The sequence below is a fragment of the Rudaea sp. genome (assembly GCF_057139185.1).
In genome coordinates, this window is the sequence record NZ_DBNHDN010000016.1 from 84205 (window position 1) to 107515 (window position 23311).

Sequence of the window (23311 nt, forward strand, 5' to 3'; positions counted from 1 at the left end):
GATGAATCTGACCGGCGCGCGCATGCAGCTGCGCAACGGCCGCGCCGATGCGGAAGCGTTCCGCGCACGCGCGATCGTCGGCTTCCTCATCATTGTGCTCTGCCTTGCCGCGCTCGTCTCACGCTACGTGTTCCTGCAGATCTATCGCGGCACGCAATTCGCGCAGACCTCGGATCAGCAGCGCATCTCGGTGCGCAGTGTCGCGCCGAGCCGCGGCCTGATCTACGACCGCAACGGAGTGCTGCTCGCCGACAACATTGCCGCGTTCCGTCTCGAAGTCGTGCCCGAGGCCGTGGCGGGTGGCCCCGGGGGGCTCGACAAGCTGCTCGCCGAACTCGGCGACGTCGTCGCGATCAGCGCCGACGACATCGAACGCTTCAAGATCGCGCGCGCGAAGAAGAAGGCGTTCGAGAGCGTGCCGCTGCGGCTCAAGCTCAGCGAAGACGAGATCGCGCGCTTCGCGGTCGACCGCTGGCGTTTTCCCGGCGTCGAGGTCGTGCCCTACCTGACCCGCGCCTACCCGCTGCGCTCGCTGTTCGCGCACACGGTCGGCTACGTCGGCCGCATTGACATGAACGAGCTGGTCAAGCTCGATGCGAACGACTATGCCGGCACCACGCATATCGGCAAGACGGGCGTCGAGCGCTGGTACGAGGACGAACTGCACGGCAAGCCGGGCAGCGAAACGGTCGAGGTCAACGTCGGCGGACGTGTCATGCGTACGCTCGAACGCGTAGCGCCGACACCGGGCAAGAATCTGTACCTGTCGATCGATTCGCGCCTGCAGCGCGCGGCCGAGGAAGCGCTCGGCGGTCGCCTCGGTGCCGTGGTCGCGATCGATCCGCGCAACGGCGAGGTGCTTGCGATGGTCAGCGAGCCCGACTTCGATGGCAACCTGTTCGTCAACGGCATCGGCCAGGCCGACTACACCGAGCTGACCCAGGATCCGCGCAAGCCGCTGCTCAACCGCGCGATTGCCGGCGGCTTCATTCCCGGCTCGACGATCAAACCCTATGCCGCCGCCGCCGGACTGGAACTCGGCGTGCGCACGCCCTCGGACACCGTCGTCTCGACCGGCGAATACCACATCCCGGGTCAGGCGCGCGGCTACCGCGACGATTTTCCCGCCGGCCGCGTCGACCTCAAGCTCGCGCTGGCCTGGTCGGTCAACACTTATTTCTACTCGCTGGCTTACGAGCTCGGCATCGACCGTTTCAGCGGCTTCATGGGCAAATTCGGCTTCGGCGCGAAGACCGGCATCGATGTCGCCGGCGAGGCCTCCGGCGTGCTGCCTTCCGCCGAATGGCTGCGCGCGACGCGCAACCAGCCCTGGTATGCCGGTTATACCGTCAACGTCGGCTTCGGTCAGGGCTTCTGGGTGGTGACGCCGATCCAGCTTGCGCATGCGCTCACCATCATCGCGGCGAAGGGTGCGAACCGGCCGCCGCACGTGCTGCGTGCGACGCAATCCGGCATCGGCGCGCCGGTGCAACCGGCGCCGTTGCCGATGCCGGGGCCGAGCGTAGGCACGCGCCCCGGCACCTGGAAGGCGATCGAGGAAGGCATGTGGCTGGCGGTGAACGGGCCGCCGCCGAGCACGGTCAGCGGGCTGGGCAAGGAGTTCCCCTATGCAATCGCCGGCAAGACCGGCACCGCCGAGCGCTACTCACGCTACGACGAAACCTGGACCACGATCGCGACTTCGTCGGCCGAGCGCCATCAGGTGTTGTTCGAATGCTTCACTCCGGCGGAGGAGCCGCGTGTCGCCGTCGTCGTCGCGCTCGAAGCCGGCAAGAGCGGCGCCTCCGACGCCGCGCCGATCGCGCGCAAGATCCTCGACGCCTGGCTCAAGTATGACGACGACGCGCCCGCAACTCCGGCGAAGGTTGCGCAACAATGATGTTCGACTTCGACCAGCTCGGCCCGCGCCTGCGCCTGTTCGCGCGACGCTGGCTGCGTGCGCCGACGCTGGACTGGCCGCTCGCGCTGGCGCTGGTCCTGCTCGCCTGCGTCGGCCTCGTCAACCTGTACAGCGCGGGGGCTCCGGATACGAAGGTCGCGCTCAATCAGGGCGTGCGCTTCGTGCTCGGCGCGGTGCTGATGGTGCTGCTGTCGCGCGTGTCGCCGCAGAGCCTGCGCAAGTGGACGCCGTGGCTGTACGCGGGCAGCGTGTTCCTGCTGCTCGTCGTCGCCGTGCTCGGTGAAGGTCGCGGCGCGCATCGCTGGCTGGACCTGAAGGTGCTCCGATTCCAGCCGTCCGAGCTGGCGAAACTGACCATGCCGATGATGGCCGCGTGGGTGCTGAGCCGGGGTGAGCTGCCGCCGAAATTTTCCTCGCTCGCGATCGTCGGCGCGCTGATCGCGCTGCCGGCCGGTTTGATCGCCAAGCAGCCCGACCTCGGCACCGCGCTGCTCGTCGTCGCCAGCGGCATGTTCGTGATCTTTCTCGCCGGCATGGCCTGGTGGCGCATCGGTCTCGTTGCCGCCGCCGCCGCCGCGGTGGCGCCCGTCGCCTGGCACTTCATGCACGACTACCAGAAGAAGCGCCTGTTCACCTTCCTCGATCCGGCCGCCGACCGCCTGGGCGATGGCTGGCACATCATGCAAAGCGAGATTGCGGTCGGCTCGGGCGGCCTCTGGGGCAAGGGCTGGCAGCACGGCACGCAGTCGGCGCTCGAATTCCTGCCGGAGCATACGACCGACTTTGCCTTCGCCGTGCTCTCCGAGGAATGGGGCCTGATAGGTGTCGCCGCCGTGATCGCGCTCTACATCTTCATCGTCGGCCGCGGCCTGATGATCGCGGCGAACGCGCGCGACACCTACTCGCGTCTGCTCGCCGGCTCGATCAGCATGTCGTTCTTCGTCTACGTCATGGTCAATGGCGGCATGGTCGCCGGCATCCTGCCCGTGGTCGGCGTGCCGATGCCGCTGATCAGTTACGGCGGTACCTCGGTTGTGGCGCTGCTTGCCGGATTCGGCATGCTGATGGCGATCCACAATTACCGAAGATCCCCGCATTGACGCCGGACGTGCGGATACACTAGCGACATGAGCCGAACGAGCGTCACCGCCGAAGCCAAGCAGTGGATCCTCAATCGCACGCTTGCCGGCGCGGGCAGCGAGCAGGTGATCGCGGAGCTGATGGCGGCCGGCTGGCAGCGCAAGGCCGCGCGCGATGCGCTTGCCGTCGTCGTCGCCGAGAACACTCGGGCACGCGTCGCGGTCGAAGCGAACGACCGCCCCGCCGAGGGCATGCCCGAGCCCGATATCGCGAAGATGCCGTTGTCGCTCGCTGCGGGCGACCGCGAGGTGCAGGTGCTCGTCGAACTGAAGTCGCCGCGCGTGGTCGTGTTCGGCGGTCTGCTCAGCGCCGAGGAATGCGCCGCGTTGATCGAAGCGGCGAAGCCGCGCATGGCACGTTCGGAAACGGTCAACCGGCAGACCGGCACCTACCAGGTCGACACCGCGCGCACGAGCCAGGGCATGTTCTTCCAGCGTGCCGAGAGCGAGTTGCACATGCGCATCGAGGAGCGCATCGCGAGGTTGCTGAACTGGCCCGCCGAAAATGGCGAAGGCCTGCAGGTGCTCAACTACCAGCCCGGCGCCGAGTACGAGCCGCACTACGACTACTTCGACCCTGCCGACCCCGGCACGCCGGCGCTGACCCGTCGCGGCGGCCAGCGCGTGGCCAGCCTGATCATGTACCTGAACACGCCGCAGAACGGCGGTGCGACGACGTTCCCCGATGTGGGCCTGTCGGTGCTGCCGCAGCAGGGCAACGCGGTGTTCTTCAGCTATCCGCGGCCGGAACCGGCGAGCAAAACCCTGCACGCCGGCGCGCCGGTCGCAGCGGGCGAGAAGTGGATCGCGACGAAGTGGCTGCGCCAGCGGATTTTCGCTTGATGGCAACGCGTCCGCGGGGCGACGCTGTCGGCCCGACATGCTACCCTCGCGGCACCCGTTCCCGCCGCCCGTTCGATCGATGACTTTCCGCGTTTTGTGTTCGTGTGCCTGTCTGCTGTTTGCCTCGTTCGCCGCGCTGGCGCGCGCCTACGATCCGCCGACGCCGGCGCAGGTGGCCGCGGCGCAGAAGCAGTTCGCCGACGACCTGGCACGCGACACCGATCTTTCCGCCGCCGACGTGCTGGCCACGCTGGCCAAGGCGCGCTACCAGCAGAGCATCATCGATGCGATCTCGCGTCCGGCCGAGTCGAAGACCTGGCGCGAGTACCGGCCGATCTTCCTCACCCAGGCGCGCATCGACGGTGGCGTCGCGTTCTATCGCGCCAATGCGGCGTTGTTCGATCGCGTCGCGAAGGAGTTCGGCGTACCGGCCTCGATCCTGGTCGCGATCATCGGCGTGGAGACGAACTACGGGCGCACGCCGACGCGCTACCGCGTGCTCGACGCGTTGACCACGCTGGGGTTCTACTACCCGCCGCGCGCAGATTTTTTTCGCGGCGAACTGCGCCAGTTGTTCCTCCTGCGGGGACCAAATTTCCCGTATCCGCTGGAAAGTCTGATGGGCTCGTACGCAGGGGCGATGGGCTGGGGCCAGTTCATGCCGTCGAGCATCGCCAAATTCGCGCGTGACGAGGACGGAGATGGCAAGATCGATCTGTGGAACTCGCTGCCCGATATCGTCGCCAGCATCGCCAACTATTTCGTCGGCAACGGCTGGCAGACGGGCGGACCGGTCGCGGTGCGCGCAAAGGTCAGCGCGAATGCGCGTGCGGTGACGCCGGAAAACCTCAAGCCGGCGTATCCGCTGCGACAGCTCGTCGAATGGGGCTATGTGCCGGCAACGAAGCTCGACGTGGGCGACGACACGCTGGCGACGCTGGTCAGGCTCGAGGGCGAGGATGGCCCCGAGGTGTGGATCACGCTGCAGAACTTCTACGCGATCTCGCGTTACAACCGCAGTCCGCTGTACAGCCTGGCCGTGTACCAGCTCGGCTGCGAAATCGCCGCGCAGACCGGCGTCAAGCCTGCGGCGAAATGAGCGCGCGCGCGTCCGCCGGCCTGCTGCGCGCAGGGGTCGCAGCCGGACTGTTGCTGATCGCGGGTTGTGGCGGATATCGGCCGGTCAAACCTTCGTCGCAGACGCGTTCGCGTGCCGACGACACTTCGCGCCCGCAGTCCAGCCGTTACGCGCAGAACGACGATTCCGGGCCCGGTGGCGCGCTGCCCGACGTGAGCAGGATCCCCGAGCCGGTGCCGAGAGCAGAGCCGCGTTCCGCCTACGGCAACAAGTCGCCGTACGCAGTGCTTGGCAAGACCTACAACGTGCTGCCGAACGCCTCCGGTTACGTCGAGCGCGGCATCGCCTCGTGGTATGGCAACAAGTTCCACGGCTATACGACCTCGAATTTCGAGAAGTACGACATGTACGCGTTCAGCGCGGCGCACAAGACGCTGCCGCTGCCGAGCTACGCGCGCGTGACCAACCTCGACAACGGTGCCAGCGTGATCGTGCGCGTCAACGACCGCGGCCCGTTCGCCGAAAACCGCGTCATCGACCTGTCCTACGTCGCCGCGATCAAGCTCGGCATCTGGCAGAAGGGCACGGGCCTGGTCGAGGTGCGCGCGATCGATCCCGAGCATCCCGAGCGCGATCTCGCGGCGCGCAGTCCGGCACGACCGGCGCCGGCGGCCGCGTCGCCGCCGCGCATCGCCGCCGCGCCGCCGCCAGGAAAAATCCACAAACCCGCGCTATACCTGCAAGTCGGTGCGTTCTCGGACCAGGTCAACGCCGAGCGCGCCGCGGAAACCCTGCGTGGCGCGCGCCTCGGCACGGTGCGCGTGGTCGAGGGTGCGTCGAACGGGCGCGCGGTGCGGCGCGTACGCATCGGCCCGCTGCGCGACGCCGACGAGGCCGACGCGCTGGCGCCGAAAGTGCGTGCGCTGGGCCTCGGCGAGCCGCGTGTGGCGATCGACGATTGAATCGTGAAGGTCGTCGCATTCAGCTTTGAAGTGTAAAATCGGCGGATCGACGCTGTTTGGTTCTGCTTGTCGTTCCCGCGAAGGCGGGAATGGCGATTTCCCCGGATGATTTTGTAAAATGATAAATTGGAAATTTGTACAAAAAGTCTCGTTGTGTACTTTTGCCGCCGCTGCGCTGATCGCGACGGCGCCGAGCGAGGCGAAGACGAAACGCCGCCACCAGCAGGCGCAGGAGCAGAAGGCCGAGCAGCAAAAGCAGGCCGAGCAGCAAAAGCAGGCCGAGCAGAAACCCGAGGAGGCTGCCGCGGCGTTGCCCGTGCAGCCGGCCACGCCGATGCCGGGCGCGAACACGCTCAACGTGCCGGTGCCGCCGCAGCCGCAGCTCGGCGCGAAAAGCTGGGCGCTGATGGACTACACCAGCGGCCAGGTGCTGGCCGGCGACAACATCGACACGCGCGTCGAGCCGGCGTCGATCACCAAGGTGATGACCTCTTACGTCGTCGCCGCCCAGCTCGCCGCGGGCAAGGTCAAGATGGACGACGAGGTCTACATAAGCGAGAACGCCTGGCGCGGCGGCGGCGCGAGTACCGACGGTTCGACCAGCTTCCTGAAGCTCAACTCCAAGGTGCCGCTCAAGGACCTGCTCTACGGCATGATCATCCAGTCGGGCAACGACGCGGCGATCGCGCTGGCCGAACACGTCGCCGGCTCCGAACAGACCTTCGCCGCGCTGATGAACCAGTACGCCCAGCAGCTCGGCATGAGCGGCACGCACTACGTCAACCCGACCGGGTTGCCGTCGCCGGACGAGTACACGACCGCGCGCGACATTGCGCTCCTGTCGCGCGCGCTGATCCACAATTATCCCGAGGAATACAAGATCTACGCGATCAAGGAATTCGAGTGGAACGGCATCACCCAGCACAACCGCAACTCGCTGCTGTGGCGCGATTCGACCGTCGACGGGATCAAGACCGGTCATACCAAGGACGCCGGCTTCTGCCTAGCCACCTCGGCCAAACGCGGCGACCAGCGCCTGATTGCGGTGGTCATGGGTACGGGCAGCGAGAAGGAACGTGCCGACGCGAACCAGACCGTACTCAACTACGGTTTTCGTTTCTTCGAGACGCACAAGCTGTTCGAGGCGAACCGGCCGCTGGCGACGCCGCAGCTGTGGCGCGGCGCGAACGAGAGCGCCGCGCTCGGCCTCGCCGACGACCTGCTGATCACGTTGCCGCGTGGCCGCTACGCCGACATGAAGGCGGCGATGGACATGCCGAGCCGCCTGATCGCGCCGTACACCAAGGGCCAGCAGGTCGGCACGCTGCGCGTCAAACTCGACGACAAGGTGCTCGTCGAACGCCCGCTCGTGGTGCTCGAGGAACAGCCCGAGGGCGGCTGGTGGCGGCGTTTCGTCGACGGCATCGTGCTGCTCTTCAAGAGCGCCCCGACGACGGAAACCTCGGCCGTCGGCACCGCCGCGGTCGGCAACCCGGCGCCGGTTAAATGATGAAGAAGTTCGACCCGCAGCAGATCGAGAGGATCCATGCGGAGAATCCGGGTCAGGGCTTCCAGTTTCCGGGCGAATTCGAGATCACCGCGGTCGGCCACGCCAACGCGGGCCTCGAGCAACGCGTGGCGAAGCTCGTCGCCGCCCTCGATCTCGCGGTGCGGGACGGTTCCGAACGCGTGCGTCCGTCGAGCAACGGCAATTTCGTCTCGGTCAGCGTCACCTTCACCTGCCCTTCGCGAGAGATGTACGAGGCTGCGCATGCCGCGCTGCGCGAAGATGCGGCGGTGAAATGGACGCTGTGAGCAAGGCTCTGGACTCGGGTCTCGGGGTGGGTTGTTGTAACCCGGTCTTTTATCCGTCGACTTGATTGTCCGTTGACGATAGCCATCTAGAAATTCTGCGCGAAATACAGGCTCCGTCGTGTCCGATTTTCCCGAATCCCGAGTCCCGAGTCCCGAGTCCCGCTCGCTACTCGTTCGCCGTTTCCCCGGGCTGTCGCCCTACGCGCCGGTCTGGCGCGCGATGCAGGCGTTCACCGACGCGCGCGACGCGGAGACGACGGACGAACTCTGGCTTGTCGAACATCCGCCCGTATTTACCCTCGGCCAGGCCGGCAAGTGGGAGCACGTGCTGATGCCGGGCGACATTCCGGTGGTGCCGGTCGACCGCGGCGGCCAGGTGACCTACCACGGACCCGGCCAGATCGTCGCCTACCCGCTGATCGACCTGCGCCGGCTCAAGCTCGGCATCCGCGAGCTGGTCTGTCGCATCGAGCAGGCGATCATCGACACGCTGGCGAACTGGAACGTCGAAGGCGTGCGCCGCGAAGGAGCCCCGGGCGTCTACGTCGCCGGCGCCAAGATCGCCGCGCTCGGCCTGCGCGTGCGGCGCGGCTGCACATTCCACGGCCTTGCCTTCAACGTGAACATGGACCTCGCGCCGTTCCACCGCATCAATCCCTGCGGGTATCAAGGCCTGGCCGTTACCCAGCTGATGGACCTCGGCGGCCCCTCTAGCCTTGCCGAGGTCGAGGCCGAACTCGTCACCCAACTGGCCCGGCAATTGGACCTGAGCCCCGTTTTTGCAGCATCCGTGACCATCGGAACTGGCGTGCAGCCCGTGCCGGATGATAGCGTGCACCCATGAATTCCCTAGACAAGACCATTCCCATTGCCCTGGTCGGCGACGCCGGCAGCGCCGCGATCCGTACCGGCGAAAAACTGCTCGGCGAGGACAAGATCGCGCGCAACCGCGCCGGTTTCGATGCGAGCGCGCCGATGCTGCGCAAGCCCGACTGGATCCGCGTGCGCATCCCGCCTGGCAACGCGGTGGCCAGGCTCAAGTCCAAGTTGCGCGCGAACCGCCTCGTCACCGTGTGCGAGGAAGCCTCCTGCCCGAACATCCACGAATGCTTCGGCAAGGGCACGGCGACGTTCATGATCCTCGGCGAGGTGTGCACGCGCCGCTGCTCGTTCTGCGATGTCGCCCACGGCCGGCCGAAGCCGCCCGACGCCGAGGAACCGCGCCATCTCGCCGAGACGATCCGCGACATGGGTTTGCGCTACGTCGTCGTCACCTCGGTCGACCGCGACGATCTGCGCGACGGCGGTGCCGGCCATTTCGTCAACTGCATCCGCGAGATTCGCGCGCTCAATCCTTCCACCAAACTCGAGATCCTCACTCCCGATTTCCGCGGCAAAGGCCGCATGGAGCGTGCGCTGGAAGTGTTCGCCGAGGCACCACCCGACGTGTTCAACCACAATCTGGAGACGGTGCGCGAGTTGTATCCGAACGTGCGCCCCGGCGCCGACTACGACTGGTCGCTGACCCTGCTGCAGCGCTTCAAGGCGCAGCATGCCGATGTGCCGACCAAGTCCGGCATCATGCTCGGCCTCGGCGAAACCGAAGTGCAGGTGCACGGCGCGTTGAACGATCTGCGCGCCCACGATGTCGATATGGTGACCATCGGCCAATACCTGCAGCCGACGCCGCACCATCATCCCGTGTTGCGCTACTGGACGCCGGCCGAGTTCGACGCGTTGGCCGAGTACGGACACAGGCTGGGCTTCACCCACGTCGCCTCGGGTCCGCTGGTGCGTTCGTCGTACCATGCCGACCAGATGGCGCACGCGGCGGGTTTCGTGCAGGAAACGGCTTAGGACTGTCGTCGGACAACGGTTTTCGGAGATTGGTGAAATGTTAGTGCGCAATCGCAAGGCCCTGTGGTTTGTCCCGACCCTGCTCGCCGCCGTGCTCGCAGCAACGCTGGCGATGGCCAAGCCTGCAGGCGACGCGGCGACCGCGATCGCGCTCAAGCCCACGCCCGACCAGGCCGATGCGGCGCAGATGGCGATGAAGATCCTCTCGCACATGCACTACAAGCCCGAGGCGTTCGACACGAAGATGTCGCAGCAGGTCTTCGATCGCTACCTCGATTCGCTCGACGCCGACCGATTGTTCTTTACCCAGGCCGACATCGACCGCTTCACGCCCGCACGCGACAAGCTCGGCGAGGCGATCCGCAACAAGGATCTGTCGGTACCGTTCGCGATCTTCAACCTTTACGTTGAGCGCATCGGCGAGCGCACCGCCTTTGCGCGCGCCGAGCTGAAGAAGGGTTTCGACTTCGGCAAGGACGAGAGCTACCAATATCAGCGCGACAAGGCACCGTGGGCGAAGACCGACGCAGAGGTCAACGATCTCTGGCGCAAGCGCGTGAAGAACGACTGGCTGCGCCTCAAACTCGCCGGCAAGGACGACGCGAAGATCCGCGAGACGCTGGACAAGCGCTATGCGAACTACCTCGAGCGCGTGCGCCAGCTCACGAGCGAGGACGCGTTCTCGATCTTCGCCAACGCCTACGCGATGTCGATCGAACCGCACACGAACTATCTCAGCCCGCGTCAGGCGGAGAATTTCGAGATCGCGATGAAGCTTTCGCTCGAAGGCATCGGTGCGGTGCTGCAGCGCGAGGACGACTACACCGCGATCCGCGAAGTCGTGCCGGGCGGCCCGGCCGCGCTGTCGGGCAAGGTCAAGGTCGGCGATCGCATCGTCGGTGTTGGTCAGGGCGAGCATGGACCGCTGGTCGACGTGGTCGGCTGGCGCCTCGACGACGTCGTCGAGAAGATCCGCGGCGCGAAAGACACCACCGTGCGCCTGGAAATCCTGCCCGCCGACGCCGGTCCCGACGGCAAGCACATGACGATCGCGCTGGTGCGCAAGAAGGTCGCGGTCGAGGAGCAGGCGGCGAAGAGTTCGGTGATCGAAACCAAGGACGGCGATGTCACCCACAAGATCGGCGTGATCACGCTGCCCACGTTTTATCAGGACTTCGAGGCGCACCGGCGCGGCGATGCTAACTTCCGCAGCGCCACGCGCGATGTCGCCAGGCTACTCGGCGAACTGAAGAAGCAGAACGTCGAAGGCGTGCTGATCGACCTGCGCAACAACGGCGGCGGCTCGCTCGACGAGGCGACCACGCTCACCGGCCTGTTCATCGACAAGGGCCCGGTCGTGCAGGTGCGCAGCGCCAACGGGCGCATCGACGAGCACGAGGACCGCAACGGCGGCATGGCCTGGAACGGCCCGCTCGCCGTGCTCGTCAACCGCAACTCGGCCTCGGCCTCGGAAATCTTCGCCGCCGCGATCCAGGACTACGGGCGCGGCCTGATCATCGGCGAGCCGACCTTCGGCAAGGGAACGGTGCAAAACCTGCTCGATCTCGACCAGATGTACGGCAACGAGAAGCCTACCTATGGCGAGCTCAAGATGACGATCCAGCAGTTCTTCCGCGTCAACGGTGGCTCGACCCAGTTGCGCGGCGTCACTCCCGACATCGCGTTCCCGGTCACCGGCGACTTCGCCCAGAACGGTGAGCAGTCCTACGACAACGCGCTGCCGTGGACCTCGATCCCGGCCGCCGACTACCGGCCCACCGGCGATCTGAAAGCGCTCTCGCCGCTGCTCGCGGCGCGTCACGACCGCCGCGCCGCGACCGAGAAGGACTGGATTGCCTACCAGGCCGACGTCGCCGACGCGCGCAAGCTGCGCGAGGACAAGACCATCTCGCTCAACGAGGCGGTGCGGCGCAAAGAGCGCGACGAGCAGGAGGCCAAGCGTCGCGAACGGCATCCGGAGCAGTTTGCCGATGCCGCGCAGTCCGCGGGCAAATCGGGCGGGACCAAGACGATCGCGAACGCGGAAGACCGCAGGGCGGCGGATCCGGACGCGGAGAATCCGGCCGCGAAAGCCGGTGCGGCGAATGGCGCAAAAGTGGCCAAGTCCGGCGACAATCCCAATCAAGACGATGGCTTGCAGGCCGACGAACGCAGCCTCAAGTCCGACCTTGCCGAAGAGAAGCGGCGCAAGGCATTCAAGGATGTCGTCCTCAACGAAGCCGCGCACATCGTCGCCGACGAAGTCGACCTGCTGCGCGCCGACACCAAGCTCGCCGCGCAGGTGCTGCCGCGCGGCGCGATCGTCAAGGATGCGGTGAACTGAAGTCCGGGTGACGCACGCCAATTCGGCGAAGCACCGCGAGAGCAAAACTCGCGGTGCTCGCCGATATCGTTGCTTGGCAATGCCTGGCGCGGCGGTTAACCTCGGCGCATCGTCAGCATCGACACGGAGGTAAGATCATGTCCCCATTCGTTCGCATCGCCGCAGCGGCCGTGTTCGGAGTTTCTGCGCTGTCGACGGCACGGGCCGAAGTGGAACGCAGGCCGCTGCAGATCGACCTTGTCGTCAAGGGCGTGCCCGCGAATGCCGCTGCGACCAGCCCGATCGCGGGCGCCGGCGAACGCAACATCGCCTTGCGCGTCGAGGACGGGCGCGGCGCCGAAGCCGGGGCCGTGATCGGGCAGGGCGTCAACGATGGCACCGTCGTCTACCCGATCCTCGCCAAGAACGATGTCGGCAAATACGTCGAAGAAGTCACGCGCAACGTGCTGTCGGGCTGGGGGCTGAAACTCGGCGACGGTACGGACGGCAGCCTTCTCATCCGCTACACGAAATTCAACGTTGCCCACAACAACCGCGCGGTCGGCGCCACCTATGTCGGCGACGTGACGATCGCCTACAGCCTGACCAATCGCGCCGGACGCATCCTGGCCAGTGGCAGTTTCTCGGGCAACGTCGATCACTACGGCCGCGGTCGCAGTGCGGAAGCCTGCAACGAAGCCTTGAGCGAGGCGCTGGCCGACGCACTGTCGAAGCTCTCGAATGACACGAATTTCCGCAAGGTCTGGTCGACGTCGCCTGCGGTCACGGATGCGCCGCCGCCGGGCAAGGCGGCAAAGCCGGCCGCGGCGGCGCCAGAAAAACCCGCCGCGAACGTCTCGTCGAAATCGCTCGAATCGCGCCTGCACAAGCTCGATGGACTGTACAAGAGCGGCGCGATCAGCAAGGACGAATACGACAAGCGCCGCGGTGAAATCCTCAGCGAAATCTGAGTGAGGCGGAATGCAGAATCTTCTTCGAGCGGATAATATTTTCGCGGCAATTTGCTTTTTCGCGTGCACGAATATTTGCGAGGCAAAAGGAATGTCGACGATTTGGTACAGCGAGCTTTCGCTGGGCGGCATTCATCACGGAGACAGTAAAAAAATCGTGTCGGAAAAGCTCGGCAGCCCGGACCGACAGGACGACCTGCGCCAAAACAAGGCTCCGCGGATGATCTATCCTGGCTTGACTGTCTGGCTTGGCGAAAACGGGGGCAGTGTTATTTTTCTACGCAGTGCCGATGCGAAATACTGCACTCCATCGGACATCTGCCCCGGCATGTCATTCGAGCGTGCCAAGGAGACGTACACGTCGATGAAGATTTCAACGCGCGACGGTGACAGGCTATCCGCCTACTTCGGGTCGCCGCTGTCCTTCAAATTGATTTTCGAGGTTGAAAATGACCGGGTCGTAGCGATAGGCGCAGGCTACCTAGCGTCTTTCGACGTAAGGCCGAAATAGGTCCGGTTTCGAGCTTTGCCTTCGTTCTCGCCATGATGTTGAAGCAATGGTTGTTCGCTCTCGGCATCTCAATGCAGTGTCGTGTGATTGACGCCGTGTTCAAAGCACCGCGACGATCGCGTGCGCGACGTCGTCGAGACGATCATCCGGCAGGCCGGCGACGTTGACGCGGCTGTCCTCGACCATGTAAATCGCGTGCTCGGCACGCAGGCGGTGCACCTGTTCGACGCTGAGGCCCAGACGCGAGAACATGCCGCGATGGCGGGCGACGAAATCGAAACGCTCCGTGCCCGTGTGCTTGCGCAGCGCCGCGGCGAGGCCCTCACGCAGCGCGATCATGCGCGCGCGGATCGCGTCCACCTCGACCGTCCACGCCGCGCGGCGCGCCGGGTCGCCGAGGATGATGCGCACCGCGGCGGCGCCATGGTCCGGCGGCATCGAGTAGTTGGCGCGCGCGACCGAGCCGAGTTGGCTGCAGGCGAGATCGGCTTCGGCCGCGGACGGCGCGAGCAGGATCGCGCAACCGACGCGGTCGCGGTAAACGGAAAAATTCTTCGAGCAGCTCGTGGCGACGCACATGGCCGGCACGAGCGCGGCGAGCAGGCGCACACCGGCGGCGTCGGCGTCGAGGCCTTCGCCGAAACCCTGGTAGGCGATGTCGACGAACGGAAACAGGTTCTTTTCGAGGAGAAGCCTGCCGACCGCGCGCCATTGCTCGAACGTCAGGTTCGCGCCGGTCGGGTTGTGGCAGCAGCCATGCAGCAGCACGACGTCGTTCGGCTTCGCCTGCGCGAGCGCGGCCAGCATCGCCTCGAAGCGCACCGTGCCGGTGGTCGCATCGAAGTACGGATAGGAAGCATGCGCGAGGCCGGAAGCCTCGATCATCGGGACATGGTTGGGCCAGGTCGGATCGGATACCCACACCGTGGCATCCGGCTTCGCGCGATGCAGCAGGTCGAACAGGATGCGCAACGCCCCGGAGCCGCCTGGCGTCTGGATGGCGCGCACGCGTGCGGCCGGCGCGGCGTCGCCGAGGACCAGCCCCGTCATCAGCGTGTCGAACGTCGTGTCGCCGGCGAGGCCGAGATAGGTCTTCGTCGTCTGCTCGGCGAACAGCACCTGCTCGGCCTCACGCACCGATTGCATGATCGGCGTGCGGCCTTCGCGATCCTTGTACACGCCGACGCCGAGGTCGACCTTGTTCGGGCGCGGATCGTCGCGCAGCAGTGCGATCAGGGTGAGGATCTTGTCGGGCGCGGGTTGCTTCAGGGTTTCGAACATGGGCGGGTCGTGATCGGATCGGGGAGGGTGGGATGACCTCGCGCTCAGGCGCGGGCCGCATCCGCCGTGGCGTGGGCGGCAACCATCTGCTTGATCTGCTTCGCTGCCTCGCGGCCGTCGAGCACGGCGCGCACGACGAGATCGGCGCCGCGCCACATGTCGCCGCCGGCGAACACCTTTGGATTCGTCGTCTGCAGCGGCAGGCGGCCGGCGCCGCCGAGCACGATCTTGCCGTTCGACGCGAACTCGATGCCGTTGGCCGTTGCCCATGCCGGCGGCTCGGGCAGGAAGCCGAAGGCGAGGATGACGACATCGGCCGGCAGCACTTCCTCGCTGCCCGGGACGACCTCGGAACGCGGGCGGCCGTTGCCGTCGTCGACCAGACGCGTCTCGCCGACGCGCACGCCGATGACGCCCCTGGCATTGCCGAGAATCTCGAGCGGCTGGCGCTGGAACAGGAAGTCCACGCCCTCATCGCGGCTGTATTTCACCTCGCGGCGCGAGCCGGGCATGCTCGCTTCGTCGCGGCGGTAGACGAGGGTGACGCTCTCGGCGTCGTGGCGCACGCTGGTGCGCACGCAGTCCATCGAGGTGTCGCCGCCGCCGAGCACCACGACGCGCTTGCCGAGCAATTCGGGCATGACGTCCGCAGCCGTCGCGGTGCCGAGCAGGCGGCGCATGTTGGCAATCAGGAACGGCAGCGCGGCGTGCACCCCGGGCAAGGTCTGCCCCGGCAGCTTGCCATCGACGAACTGGTAGGCGCCGGTGCCGAGGAAGACGGCGTCGTAGTCGCGGGTCAGCGTGGCGAAATCCACATCCCTGCCGATTTCCGTCTTCAGCCGGAACTTGACACCCATGCCTTCGAGCACGCCGCGACGAGTGTCGACGATGCTCTTGTCGAGCTTGAATGGCGGAATGCCGAAGGTGAGCAGGCCGCCGATTTCCTCGTAACGGTCGAACACTTCGACGGCGATGCCCGAGCGCGCAAGCACGTCGGCCGCAGCGAGCCCGGCCGGACCCGCGCCGACGATGGCCACCTTTTTGCCAGTCGGCTCGACGTCGTCGAGCCTGGGCCGCCAGCCGCGCTTGAACGCCTCATCGGTGATCGAACGCTCGATCGCGCCGATCGTCACCGCGCCAAAGCCGGTTTCGAGCGTGCAGGCCTGCTCGCAGAGGCGATCCTGCGGGCAGATGCGGCCGCAGATCTCGGGCAGTGGATTGGTTTCGTGCATCAGCGCGGCGGCGTCCTCCACGCGACCCTCGCGCGCGAGTTCGAGCCAGCGCGGGATATGGTTGTGCAGCGGGCAGCCCCAGGAGCAGTACGGATTGCCGCAGTCGATGCAGCGCGAGGCCTGCTCGGTGATCTGTTCGCCGCTGAACGTCGTGTGGATCTCGCCGTAGCCGAGCACGCGGATCGGAACATTGAGTTCGCGCGGCAGTTCGCGGGGAAAGCGCAAAAATGGAAAATTGTCTTTTTTCACGTTGATCGATTCTTCAGCTATCAGGCTGCGCGGCGCAGTTCGTCGGCGAGCGAGTCGAGGCTGGCCGCCTTCGGTTTGACCAGCCAGAACTTGTGCACGAGCTCGCGGAACTCCTCGACGATGCGGCGTCCCCAGGCGCTGCCGGTCGCATCGACGTAGCCGAGCAGCAGGTTGCGCAGGTGTTGCCAGTAGTTCTCCATGCCCTCGTGCGAGATGCGCGTGATGTCGACCAGTTCGTGGTTGTAGCGGTCGACGAAATCGCGCGCCTCGTCGAGGACGAAGGCGTAGCCGCCGGTCATGCCGGCGCCGAAGTTGACGCCGCAGCGGCCGAGCACGACGACGGTGCCGCCGGTCATGTACTCGCAGCAGTGATCGCCGACGCCTTCGACCACGGCGAGTGCACCCGAGTTGCGCACCGCGAAGCGCTCGCCCGCGCGGCCTGCGGCGTAGAACTCGCCGCCGGTCGCACCGTACAGGCAGGTGTTGCCGACGATCGACGATTCGTGACTGGGAAAGCCGGCGTCATGCGGCGGACGCACGACGATGCGCCCGCCCGCCATGCCCTTGCCGACGCCGTCGTTGGCCTCGCCATCGAGCACGATATGCACGCCACCCGCGTTCCAAGCGCCAAGGCTCTGGCCCGCGGCGCCGGACAGGCGCAACGTGACCGGGTTCGCCGCCATGCCCTGATCGCCGTGCCTGCGCGCGACTTCGCCGGACAGACGTGCGCCGATCGAGCGATCGGTATTGACGACGGTGTAGCGGAATTCGCCCCCGCTCGCTTTTTCGACTGCCGCCCGGGTGTCCGCGGCGATGCGCTTGGCCAGATCGCTCTGCGGGATCGGCGCTGCCGCGCAGCCCGGCACACTGCCGATGAGACCCGAGCCGAGCAGCGGTGCAAGATCGACCTTGTTCTGCTTGACCGTCGCGCCTTCGCGCTGGGTGAGCAGGTCGGTACGGCCGATGATTTCGTCGAGCTTGCGCACACCAAGACGCGCCATGTGCTGGCGCACGTCCTCGGCGACAAAGCGGAAGAAATTCTCGACCTGCTGTGGCGGACCGTCGTAGTGCTTCTTGCGCAACTCGTCGTTCTGCGTCGCAATGCCGGTCGCGCAGGAGTTCAGATGGCAGATGCGCAGGTACTTGCAGCCGAGTGCAACCATCGGCGCGGTGCCGAAGCCGAACGACTGCGCGCCGAGCATCGCCGCCTTGATCACGTCGAGGCCGGTCTTCAGGCCGCCGTCGGTCTGCACGATCACGCGCTCGCGCAGGCCGTTGCGCACCAGTGTCTGCTGCGCTTCGGACAGGCCCAGCTCCCACGGCGAACCCGCGTAGCGGATCGAGGTCAGCGGGCTGGCGCCCGTGCCGCCGTCGTGGCCGGAGATGGTGATCAGATCGGCATTCGCTTTCGCCACGCCCGCGGCAATCGTGCCGACGCCGGCATTCGCGACGAGCTTGACCGAAACCAGCGCCGCAGGATTCACTTCCTTGAGGTCGTAGATCAACTGCGCGAGATCTTCGATCGAATAGATGTCGTGGTGCGGCGGCGGCGAAATCAGGCCGATGCCCGGGCGCGCGTAACGCAGACGCGCGATCATGCTGTTGACCTTGTGCCCCGGCAGCTGGCCGCCTTCGCCGGGCTTGGCGCCTTGTGCGATCTTGATCTGCAACACTTCGGCGTTGACGAGATACGCCGGAGTGACGCCGAAGCGGCCCGAGGCAACCTGCTTGATCTTCGACATCTTCTCGGTGCCGTAGCGCAGCGGGTCTTCGCCGCCTTCGCCCGAGTTGCTGCGCGCGCCGAGGCGGTTCATAGCGATTGCCAGCGACTCGTGCGCCTCGGGCGACAGCGCGCCGAGCGACATGCCGGCCGAGTCGAAGCGCTTCAGGATCGTCTCGACCGGCTCCACCTCTTCGAGCGGCACCGGCGCGCCGAGCGGATGCACGGCGAGCAGATCGCGCAGCGCCGCGGGCACGCGCCGGTCGACCGCATCGGCATAGCGCTGATACAGCTTCGCATCGCCCGTACGCACTGCGAGTTGCAGCGAGCCGACGACCTCGGGGTTGTACATGTGGAATTCGCCGCCCGGCAGCGCCTTCATCAGGCCGCCTGGCGGCGGCGCGTAGTTCGGATCGCGCGCGGCGATCGATTGCGCCTTGTATTCGTTCTGGATGTCGGCGAAGCCGGCACCGCCGATGCGCGAGGGCGTGCCGGGGAAGCACAGCTCGACGACTTCGTTGTCGAGGCCCACGATCTCGAACAACTGCGCGCCGCGATAGCCGGCGATGGTCGCGATGCCCATCTTCGAGATGATCTTGAGCAGGCCTTTCTGGATGCCGCGGCGGTAGCTACGGCCGATCTCGCTCGGCGGCTCGCCCTGGCGGCCCTTGAGCTGGCCGTGCTTGCTCATGTCGAACAAGGTCTGGTACGACAGGTATGGATACACCGCGGTCGCGCCGAAACCGATCAGGCAGGCGAAGTGATGCGCGTCGCGCGCGTTGCCGGTCTCGACGAGGATGTTGCAGTCGCAGCGTAACTGCTTTTGCGTCAGGCGCGCGTGCACGGCGCCGGTCGCGAGCAGCGCATGGATCGGCAGCAGACCCGGTGCCGGGTAGCGGTCGGACAGCAGGATCAGCATGGCGCCGTTGCGCACCGCGTCCTCGGCACGGTCGCAAAGGCCTTCGATCGCGGCCTTGAGGCCGATTTGCTCGTCGTAGTAGAGGTCGAGCTTGATGTTCGCCGGCGCGATATGCGGCAACGCGAGGATCTGGCGCAGCTTGCGCTGCGAGAGGATCGGCGAGTTGAGCAGTACCTGCTTGGCGTTGTCCGGCGACAGATCGAAGACGTTGCGCTCGAGGCCGATCTGCGTGGTCAGCGACATGACCAGGCGCTCGCGCAGCGGATCGATCGGCGGATTGGTTACCTGCGCGAACGACTGGCGGAAGTATTCGTACAGGGAGCGCGACTGCTGCGAGAGCACCGCGATCGGCGTGTCGTCGCCCATCGAGCCGGTGGCTTCGGCTTCGTCCTCGGCGAGGGTTTTCAGGATGACGTCGCGCTCCTCGCGCGTCAGCGCGAACTGCTTCTGGTAGCGCGCGAGCACCTCAGGCGAGAACGGCTCGGCGGCGAGCGCCGGATCGATCAGATGCGATTCGAGATGGTTGAGCTGCTCGCGCAACCACTTCTTGTAGGGCGCACGCGCACGGTTGACCGCGTCGATCGCCGCGCTGTCGAGCAGCTTGTGCTCGACCAGATCGACCGCGATCATCTCGCCCGGCCCGAGGCGGCCCTTGGCGACGATGCGCGAATCGGGCACGTCCCACAGCCCGGCCTCGGAGGCGACGATGAGATGGTTGTCATCCGAGCGCGCCCAGCGCGCCGGGCGCAGGCCGTTGCGGTCGAGCGCGCAAGCGGCATGCCTTCCGTCGCACAGCACGATGCCGGCCGGACCGTCCCATGGCTCGGAATGCAACGCGTAGTACTCGTAGAACGCTTCGAGATCCTCGTCGAGATCGTCGCGCGAGGCGTACGCCGGCGGAATCAGCACGCGCATCGCGAGCAGCACGTCGAGGCCGCCGGCGACGAGCACCTCGAGCATGTTGTCGAGGCTTTGCGAGTCCGAGCCCTTGCTCGTGACCAGTTCGCCGAGATCGGAGAAGTCGACGAGCGGGGACTTGTACTTGGCCGCGCGCGCGGTCGCCCAGTTGCGGTTGGCCTTGATCGTGTTGATCTCGCCGTTGTGCGCGAGCAGGCGGAACGGCTGGGCCAGGCGCCAGTGCGGCATCGTGTTGGTCGAATAGCGCTGATGGAACACCGCAGCGCTGGCCTCGAGCGCCGGATGCGAGAAGTCCGGAAATGCGGCGCGCAGCTGGCCCGGCGCGACCATGGCCTTGGCCGCAAAAGTGCTTGCCGACAGGGTGACGACGTAGAAGTGGATGTCGTCGTTGAGGTTTTTCTCGGCCAGGCGGCGCGCGCGGAACAGGGCGCGGTCGAACGCGCCTTCATCCATGCCGGCCGGTGCGTCGACGAAGATCTGCTCGATGCGCGGGCGGTGCGCTTCACCGATCGGCCCGCAGGCGCGCGCATCGACCGGCACTTCGCGCCAGCCGGCGACGCTCAGGCCTTCCGCGTGCAAGCACTTTTCGAGTCCGGCCTTCTGTGCCACCGCGCGCGCCGTGTCGTTGCGGTCGAGGTAGACATGGCCCGAGGCGAAACGCTCGCCGACATTGATGCCGGCGTCGTTCGCCAGCGCCCGCAGCCAGCCGAACGGGCGATAGAGCAGGACGCCGCAACCGTCGCCGGTGATGCCGTCGGCACCGATGCCGCCGCGATGCGACATCTTCGCCAACGTGGAGAAGGCTTGGTCGACCAGCCACGCGCCCGCTTTGCCGTCGATGTTCGCGATCAGCCCGAAACCGCAGCTGTCGTGTTCGAACGACGGGTCGTACAGCGTATCAGCGCGTTGTTGCAACATGATCGAACCTGCTCTTGCTCGATGCGACGCGATCGCTCCGATCCGCCGGCATCTGGCGACGACAAAGCCGGCGCGTCCTGGCGCCCGCCTTGGTTATGTGGATATTCCACGCACGCGACTACAACACAAATGTTGCGCCGCGTCAAAGGCTGTGGCAAATGGCCGCCTAGACGGCCATACAAAAATCCGCTTCGTGCGCGCGGAAAGGCAACGGTTTCCGGCGCCATTCCCGCGAAGGCGGGAGTGCGGGCCTACAACGCGTCCGCGCCGGTCTCGCCGGTGCGGATGCGGATGACCTGCTCCAGATCGTGGACGAAGATCTTGCCGTCGCCGATCTTGCCGCTGTTCGCGGAAGACAAAATCGTTTCGACGACGCGTTCGACGAGGCCGTCGGCGACAGCGATCTCGATCTTGATCTTCGGCAGGAAATCGACGACGTACTCCGCGCCGCGATACAGCTCGGTGTGGCCTTTTTGCCGGCCGAAACCCTTGACCTCGGTTACCGTGATGCCCTGCACGCCCACCTCGGCGAGTGCCTGGCGCACATCGTCGAGCTTGAACGGTTTGATGACCGCGGTGACCAGTTTCATGGCTTGTGGTTCGCCGAATGGATTGCGTGCAGGCGACTATACCGAAAAAGCCGGCACGGCGCTGGCGCCCGGAAATGATGCATCCGGGCCGCGATTTCCGTCTGGCGTGTAGGAAAATTCCTACAAGCGAATCAGTAAACTGCCAGTGCCCGCGGCGAACGGATAGGCTAGGCTGCCTTCGGTCCGTTGCGCATCATCATTTGTCCGAGAGGTAACGCCGTGATTGCCGTCTCCCCGCTCGACGACCTGGCCCGTCGCCTGGTCGAACTCGTTCCTCCTGCTCTTGCGGATGCGCGTGCGCGTCTGGCTGATTCCCCGCGCGAGGCCATGGACGACCTCTCCGCCAACTTCAAGGACACCTTGCGGTCGGGCTTGCGCGCGCTCGATCTCGTCACTCGCGAAGAGTTCGACGTGCAGCGTTGTGTGCTGCTGCGCACCCGCGAGATGGTCGAGGTGCTCGAGCATCGTGTCGCCGAGCTCGAGGCGCTGCTCGGCAGCAAAACCGCAGCGCACTGATCGGCATCAGTGGCCGATCGGCATGAGGCCGATGCAGCCCCTTTTTTCCGCGGGCGGTCGTGAACCGAGCTCGGCACCCGTTGCCGATGGTTGCGGTGATCACGGCTCGTCGTCCGGTTGGCATGAATTGCAACCCTCCCCGCATGGACAGCGGGTGGAACCGGCGCGACCGCTCGCGGAATCTGTACCTTGGCGATCGCCCCTGATCGCGAGGACCCCGAACCGGTCATTCGTGGCCGCACCGTTCGACAAGGACGCAGTACGCTCGGAACCCTGCCCGGATCGGCGGGTGAACAGGGATGTTCGTTGTTTTTGCGCCCGCGCCGGTGCGCCGCCGTCCACGGACGGCCATCCCCGCCAGCAAGTTGCCTTGACGGCGCGCACGTCGGACGGCGTGTTGCAGATTCGCCTGCCATGAGCCTTGCCACCGTCCACAGCCGCGCGCAGGACGGCGTGGCCGCGCCCGCGGTCACGGTCGAGGTGCACCTTTCCGGCGGCTTGCCGGGTACATCCATCGTCGGCCTGCCCGAAACCGCGGTGAAGGAGGCGCGTGACCGCGTCCGCGTCGCGATCCAGAACGCGCAGATCGAATATCCCGCACGTCGCGTGACCGTCAGCCTGGCGCCGGCCGACCTGCCCAAGGACGGCGGGCGTTTCGACCTGCCGATCGCCCTCGGCATCCTCGCCGCTGCCGGGCACCTGCCGAAGGAAGCATTGGCGCGCTACGAGTTCCTCGGCGAACTCGCCTTGTCCGGCGAGTTGCGCGCAGTCACCGGCGTATTGCCCGCGGCGCTCAAGACCGTGCGCGCGGGGCGCGCGTTGATCGTGCCGCGGACCAACGCCGCCGAAGCCGCACTGGTGTCCGCGGCCGAGGTGCGCGGCGCCGATACCCTGCTCGACGTGCTCGCGTTTCTGCGCGGCGCGGGCGACCTGCCCGAAGGCGCGGTCGCGGCGACCGCGAACACGAACGACGAGGAGCGCGACTATCCCGACCTCGCCGACGTGCGCGGCCAGGCGCAGGCGCGCCGGGCTCTTGAAATCGCCGCGGCCGGCGCGCACCACCTGCTCATATGATATAGAAATAAAGTCCTTTGTCTAATTGACTTTGTGGGTCCGGACTTTGGCGAGCCTTCTGCTTTGTCGGAGGCGATACCCGTCCTCAGTTATTCAGCTTCTTCGTCTGGTGAACCAGCTGACGTAGGCTCAAACCGATCTTCTCGCGTACGGTTCCCAAATGAGCATCGGATCGGAAACCAGCCGCGAAATTCTCGCCGTATTCTTTTCGCAGCGTCGCCACTTTCGTGTCGCTACTTTTCTCGTGAATTTACCCGGCTTGCCCCTACTGGTCTTCGTAGCCTTCGGAATTCAAGTCGAAACGTTGTCGCCAGACTGTTAATGGCCCAGAAGCTGAGGAATTGATTCCGCCGGCCTCCACTTTCGCTCCAGTCAGCGAATGTCCGACTTTGTTGAGATAGAACGTGGTGAAGAATTGTAGCGGATAGGCCTGTGACTGATCTGTCGATTCAATGACGTTTAGAAACGAAGTCG

18 protein-coding genes and 1 pseudogene are annotated in these 23311 nt (G+C 66.0%); 14 read left to right on the top strand and 5 right to left on the bottom strand.

Features of this window, described 5'->3' with window-relative positions; genetic code table 11:
* Window position 1: 1 nt before the first annotated feature.
* The 12 genes from mrdA to AC16HO_RS06475 all read left to right on the top strand — a co-directional run bounded on the left by mrdA (window position 2) and on the right by AC16HO_RS06475 (window position 13420).
* Window positions 2–1900, top strand: coding sequence for a penicillin-binding protein 2 (gene mrdA / locus AC16HO_RS06420; protein WP_395641235.1), 1899 nt, complete (start codon window positions 2–4; stop codon window positions 1898–1900).
* A complete protein-coding gene (gene rodA / locus AC16HO_RS06425) occupies window positions 1900–3021 on the top strand; it encodes a rod shape-determining protein RodA (RefSeq protein WP_395641659.1) in 1122 nt (373 codons plus the stop codon). Before mrdA ends, rodA begins: the two co-directional genes overlap by 1 nt.
* A gap of 27 nt (window positions 3022–3048) precedes the next feature.
* A complete protein-coding gene (locus AC16HO_RS06430) occupies window positions 3049–3903 on the top strand; it encodes a 2OG-Fe(II) oxygenase (RefSeq protein WP_395641236.1) in 855 nt (284 codons plus the stop codon).
* A 79-nt stretch (window positions 3904–3982) separates the two neighbouring features.
* Window positions 3983–5002, top strand: coding sequence for a lytic murein transglycosylase B (mltB, locus tag AC16HO_RS06435; RefSeq protein WP_395641237.1), 1020 nt, complete (start codon window positions 3983–3985; stop codon window positions 5000–5002).
* On the top strand, window positions 4999–5943 hold the full coding sequence (locus AC16HO_RS06440) for a septal ring lytic transglycosylase RlpA family protein (protein ID WP_395641238.1): 945 nt from the start codon (window positions 4999–5001) through the stop codon (window positions 5941–5943). The genes mltB and AC16HO_RS06440 overlap by 4 nt, the downstream gene beginning before the upstream one ends.
* Before the next feature lie 118 nt (window positions 5944–6061).
* Window positions 6062–7453, top strand: coding sequence for a D-alanyl-D-alanine carboxypeptidase family protein (locus AC16HO_RS06445; protein WP_395641239.1), 1392 nt, complete (start codon window positions 6062–6064; stop codon window positions 7451–7453).
* Window positions 7453–7758 (top strand): YbeD family protein, encoded by a 306-nt coding sequence (locus tag AC16HO_RS06450; protein ID WP_484335339.1) that lies wholly within the window; start codon window positions 7453–7455, stop codon window positions 7756–7758. Before AC16HO_RS06445 ends, AC16HO_RS06450 begins: the two co-directional genes overlap by 1 nt.
* A gap of 118 nt (window positions 7759–7876) precedes the next feature.
* Window positions 7877–8602, top strand: a complete 726-nt coding sequence (lipB, locus tag AC16HO_RS06455; RefSeq protein ID WP_395641241.1) for a lipoyl(octanoyl) transferase LipB — start codon at window positions 7877–7879, stop codon at window positions 8600–8602.
* Window positions 8599–9615 (top strand): lipoyl synthase, encoded by a 1017-nt coding sequence (lipA, locus tag AC16HO_RS06460; protein ID WP_395641242.1) that lies wholly within the window; start codon window positions 8599–8601, stop codon window positions 9613–9615. Before lipB ends, lipA begins: the two co-directional genes overlap by 4 nt.
* Window positions 9616–9652: 37 nt before the next feature.
* Window positions 9653–11959: a carboxy terminal-processing peptidase gene (locus AC16HO_RS06465; RefSeq protein ID WP_395641243.1), complete on the top strand. Its 2307-nt coding sequence runs from the start codon at window positions 9653–9655 to the stop codon at window positions 11957–11959.
* A gap of 137 nt (window positions 11960–12096) precedes the next feature.
* Window positions 12097–12909, top strand: coding sequence for a YajG family lipoprotein (locus tag AC16HO_RS06470; protein WP_395641244.1), 813 nt, complete (start codon window positions 12097–12099; stop codon window positions 12907–12909).
* A 10-nt stretch (window positions 12910–12919) separates the two neighbouring features.
* Window positions 12920–13420, top strand: a complete 501-nt coding sequence (locus AC16HO_RS06475; RefSeq protein ID WP_395641245.1) for a hypothetical protein — start codon at window positions 12920–12922, stop codon at window positions 13418–13420.
* A 99-nt stretch (window positions 13421–13519) separates the two neighbouring features.
* Here AC16HO_RS06475 and AC16HO_RS06480 read toward each other — a convergent pair whose 3' ends face one another.
* From AC16HO_RS06480 to AC16HO_RS06495, 4 genes are all read right to left on the bottom strand, one after another.
* Window positions 13520–14701: an amino acid aminotransferase gene (locus AC16HO_RS06480; protein WP_395641246.1), complete on the bottom strand. Its 1182-nt coding sequence runs from the start codon at window positions 14699–14701 to the stop codon at window positions 13520–13522.
* Between the two features lie 44 nt (window positions 14702–14745).
* Window positions 14746–16182 carry an FAD-dependent oxidoreductase gene (locus AC16HO_RS06485; RefSeq protein WP_395641247.1) on the bottom strand — a complete coding sequence of 479 codons (1437 nt, stop codon included), beginning with the start codon at window positions 16180–16182 and terminating at the stop codon, window positions 14746–14748.
* 20 nt (window positions 16183–16202) lie between these two features.
* Complete coding sequence (gene gltB, locus AC16HO_RS06490; RefSeq protein ID WP_395641248.1) at window positions 16203–20657, bottom strand: glutamate synthase large subunit; 4455 nt, start codon at window positions 20655–20657, stop codon at window positions 16203–16205.
* 251 nt (window positions 20658–20908) lie between these two features.
* Window positions 20909–21247, bottom strand: coding sequence for a P-II family nitrogen regulator (locus tag AC16HO_RS06495; RefSeq protein WP_395641249.1), 339 nt, complete (start codon window positions 21245–21247; stop codon window positions 20909–20911).
* A 219-nt stretch (window positions 21248–21466) separates the two neighbouring features.
* Here AC16HO_RS06495 and AC16HO_RS06500 point away from each other — a divergent pair, with 219 nt between their 5' ends.
* The gene (locus tag AC16HO_RS06500; RefSeq protein WP_395641250.1) at window positions 21467–21763 is read left to right on the top strand and encodes an accessory factor UbiK family protein; all 297 of its coding nucleotides are present in this window, start codon (window positions 21467–21469) and stop codon (window positions 21761–21763) included.
* 414 nt (window positions 21764–22177) lie between these two features.
* Window positions 22178–22834 (top strand): annotated as a pseudogene (locus tag AC16HO_RS06505) (magnesium chelatase domain-containing protein); the annotation flags it as partial.
* A 268-nt stretch (window positions 22835–23102) separates the two neighbouring features.
* Here AC16HO_RS06505 and AC16HO_RS06510 read toward each other — a convergent pair.
* A partial coding sequence (locus AC16HO_RS06510; RefSeq protein WP_484335340.1) for a hypothetical protein occupies window positions 23103–23311 on the bottom strand: 209 nt, incomplete at its 5' end.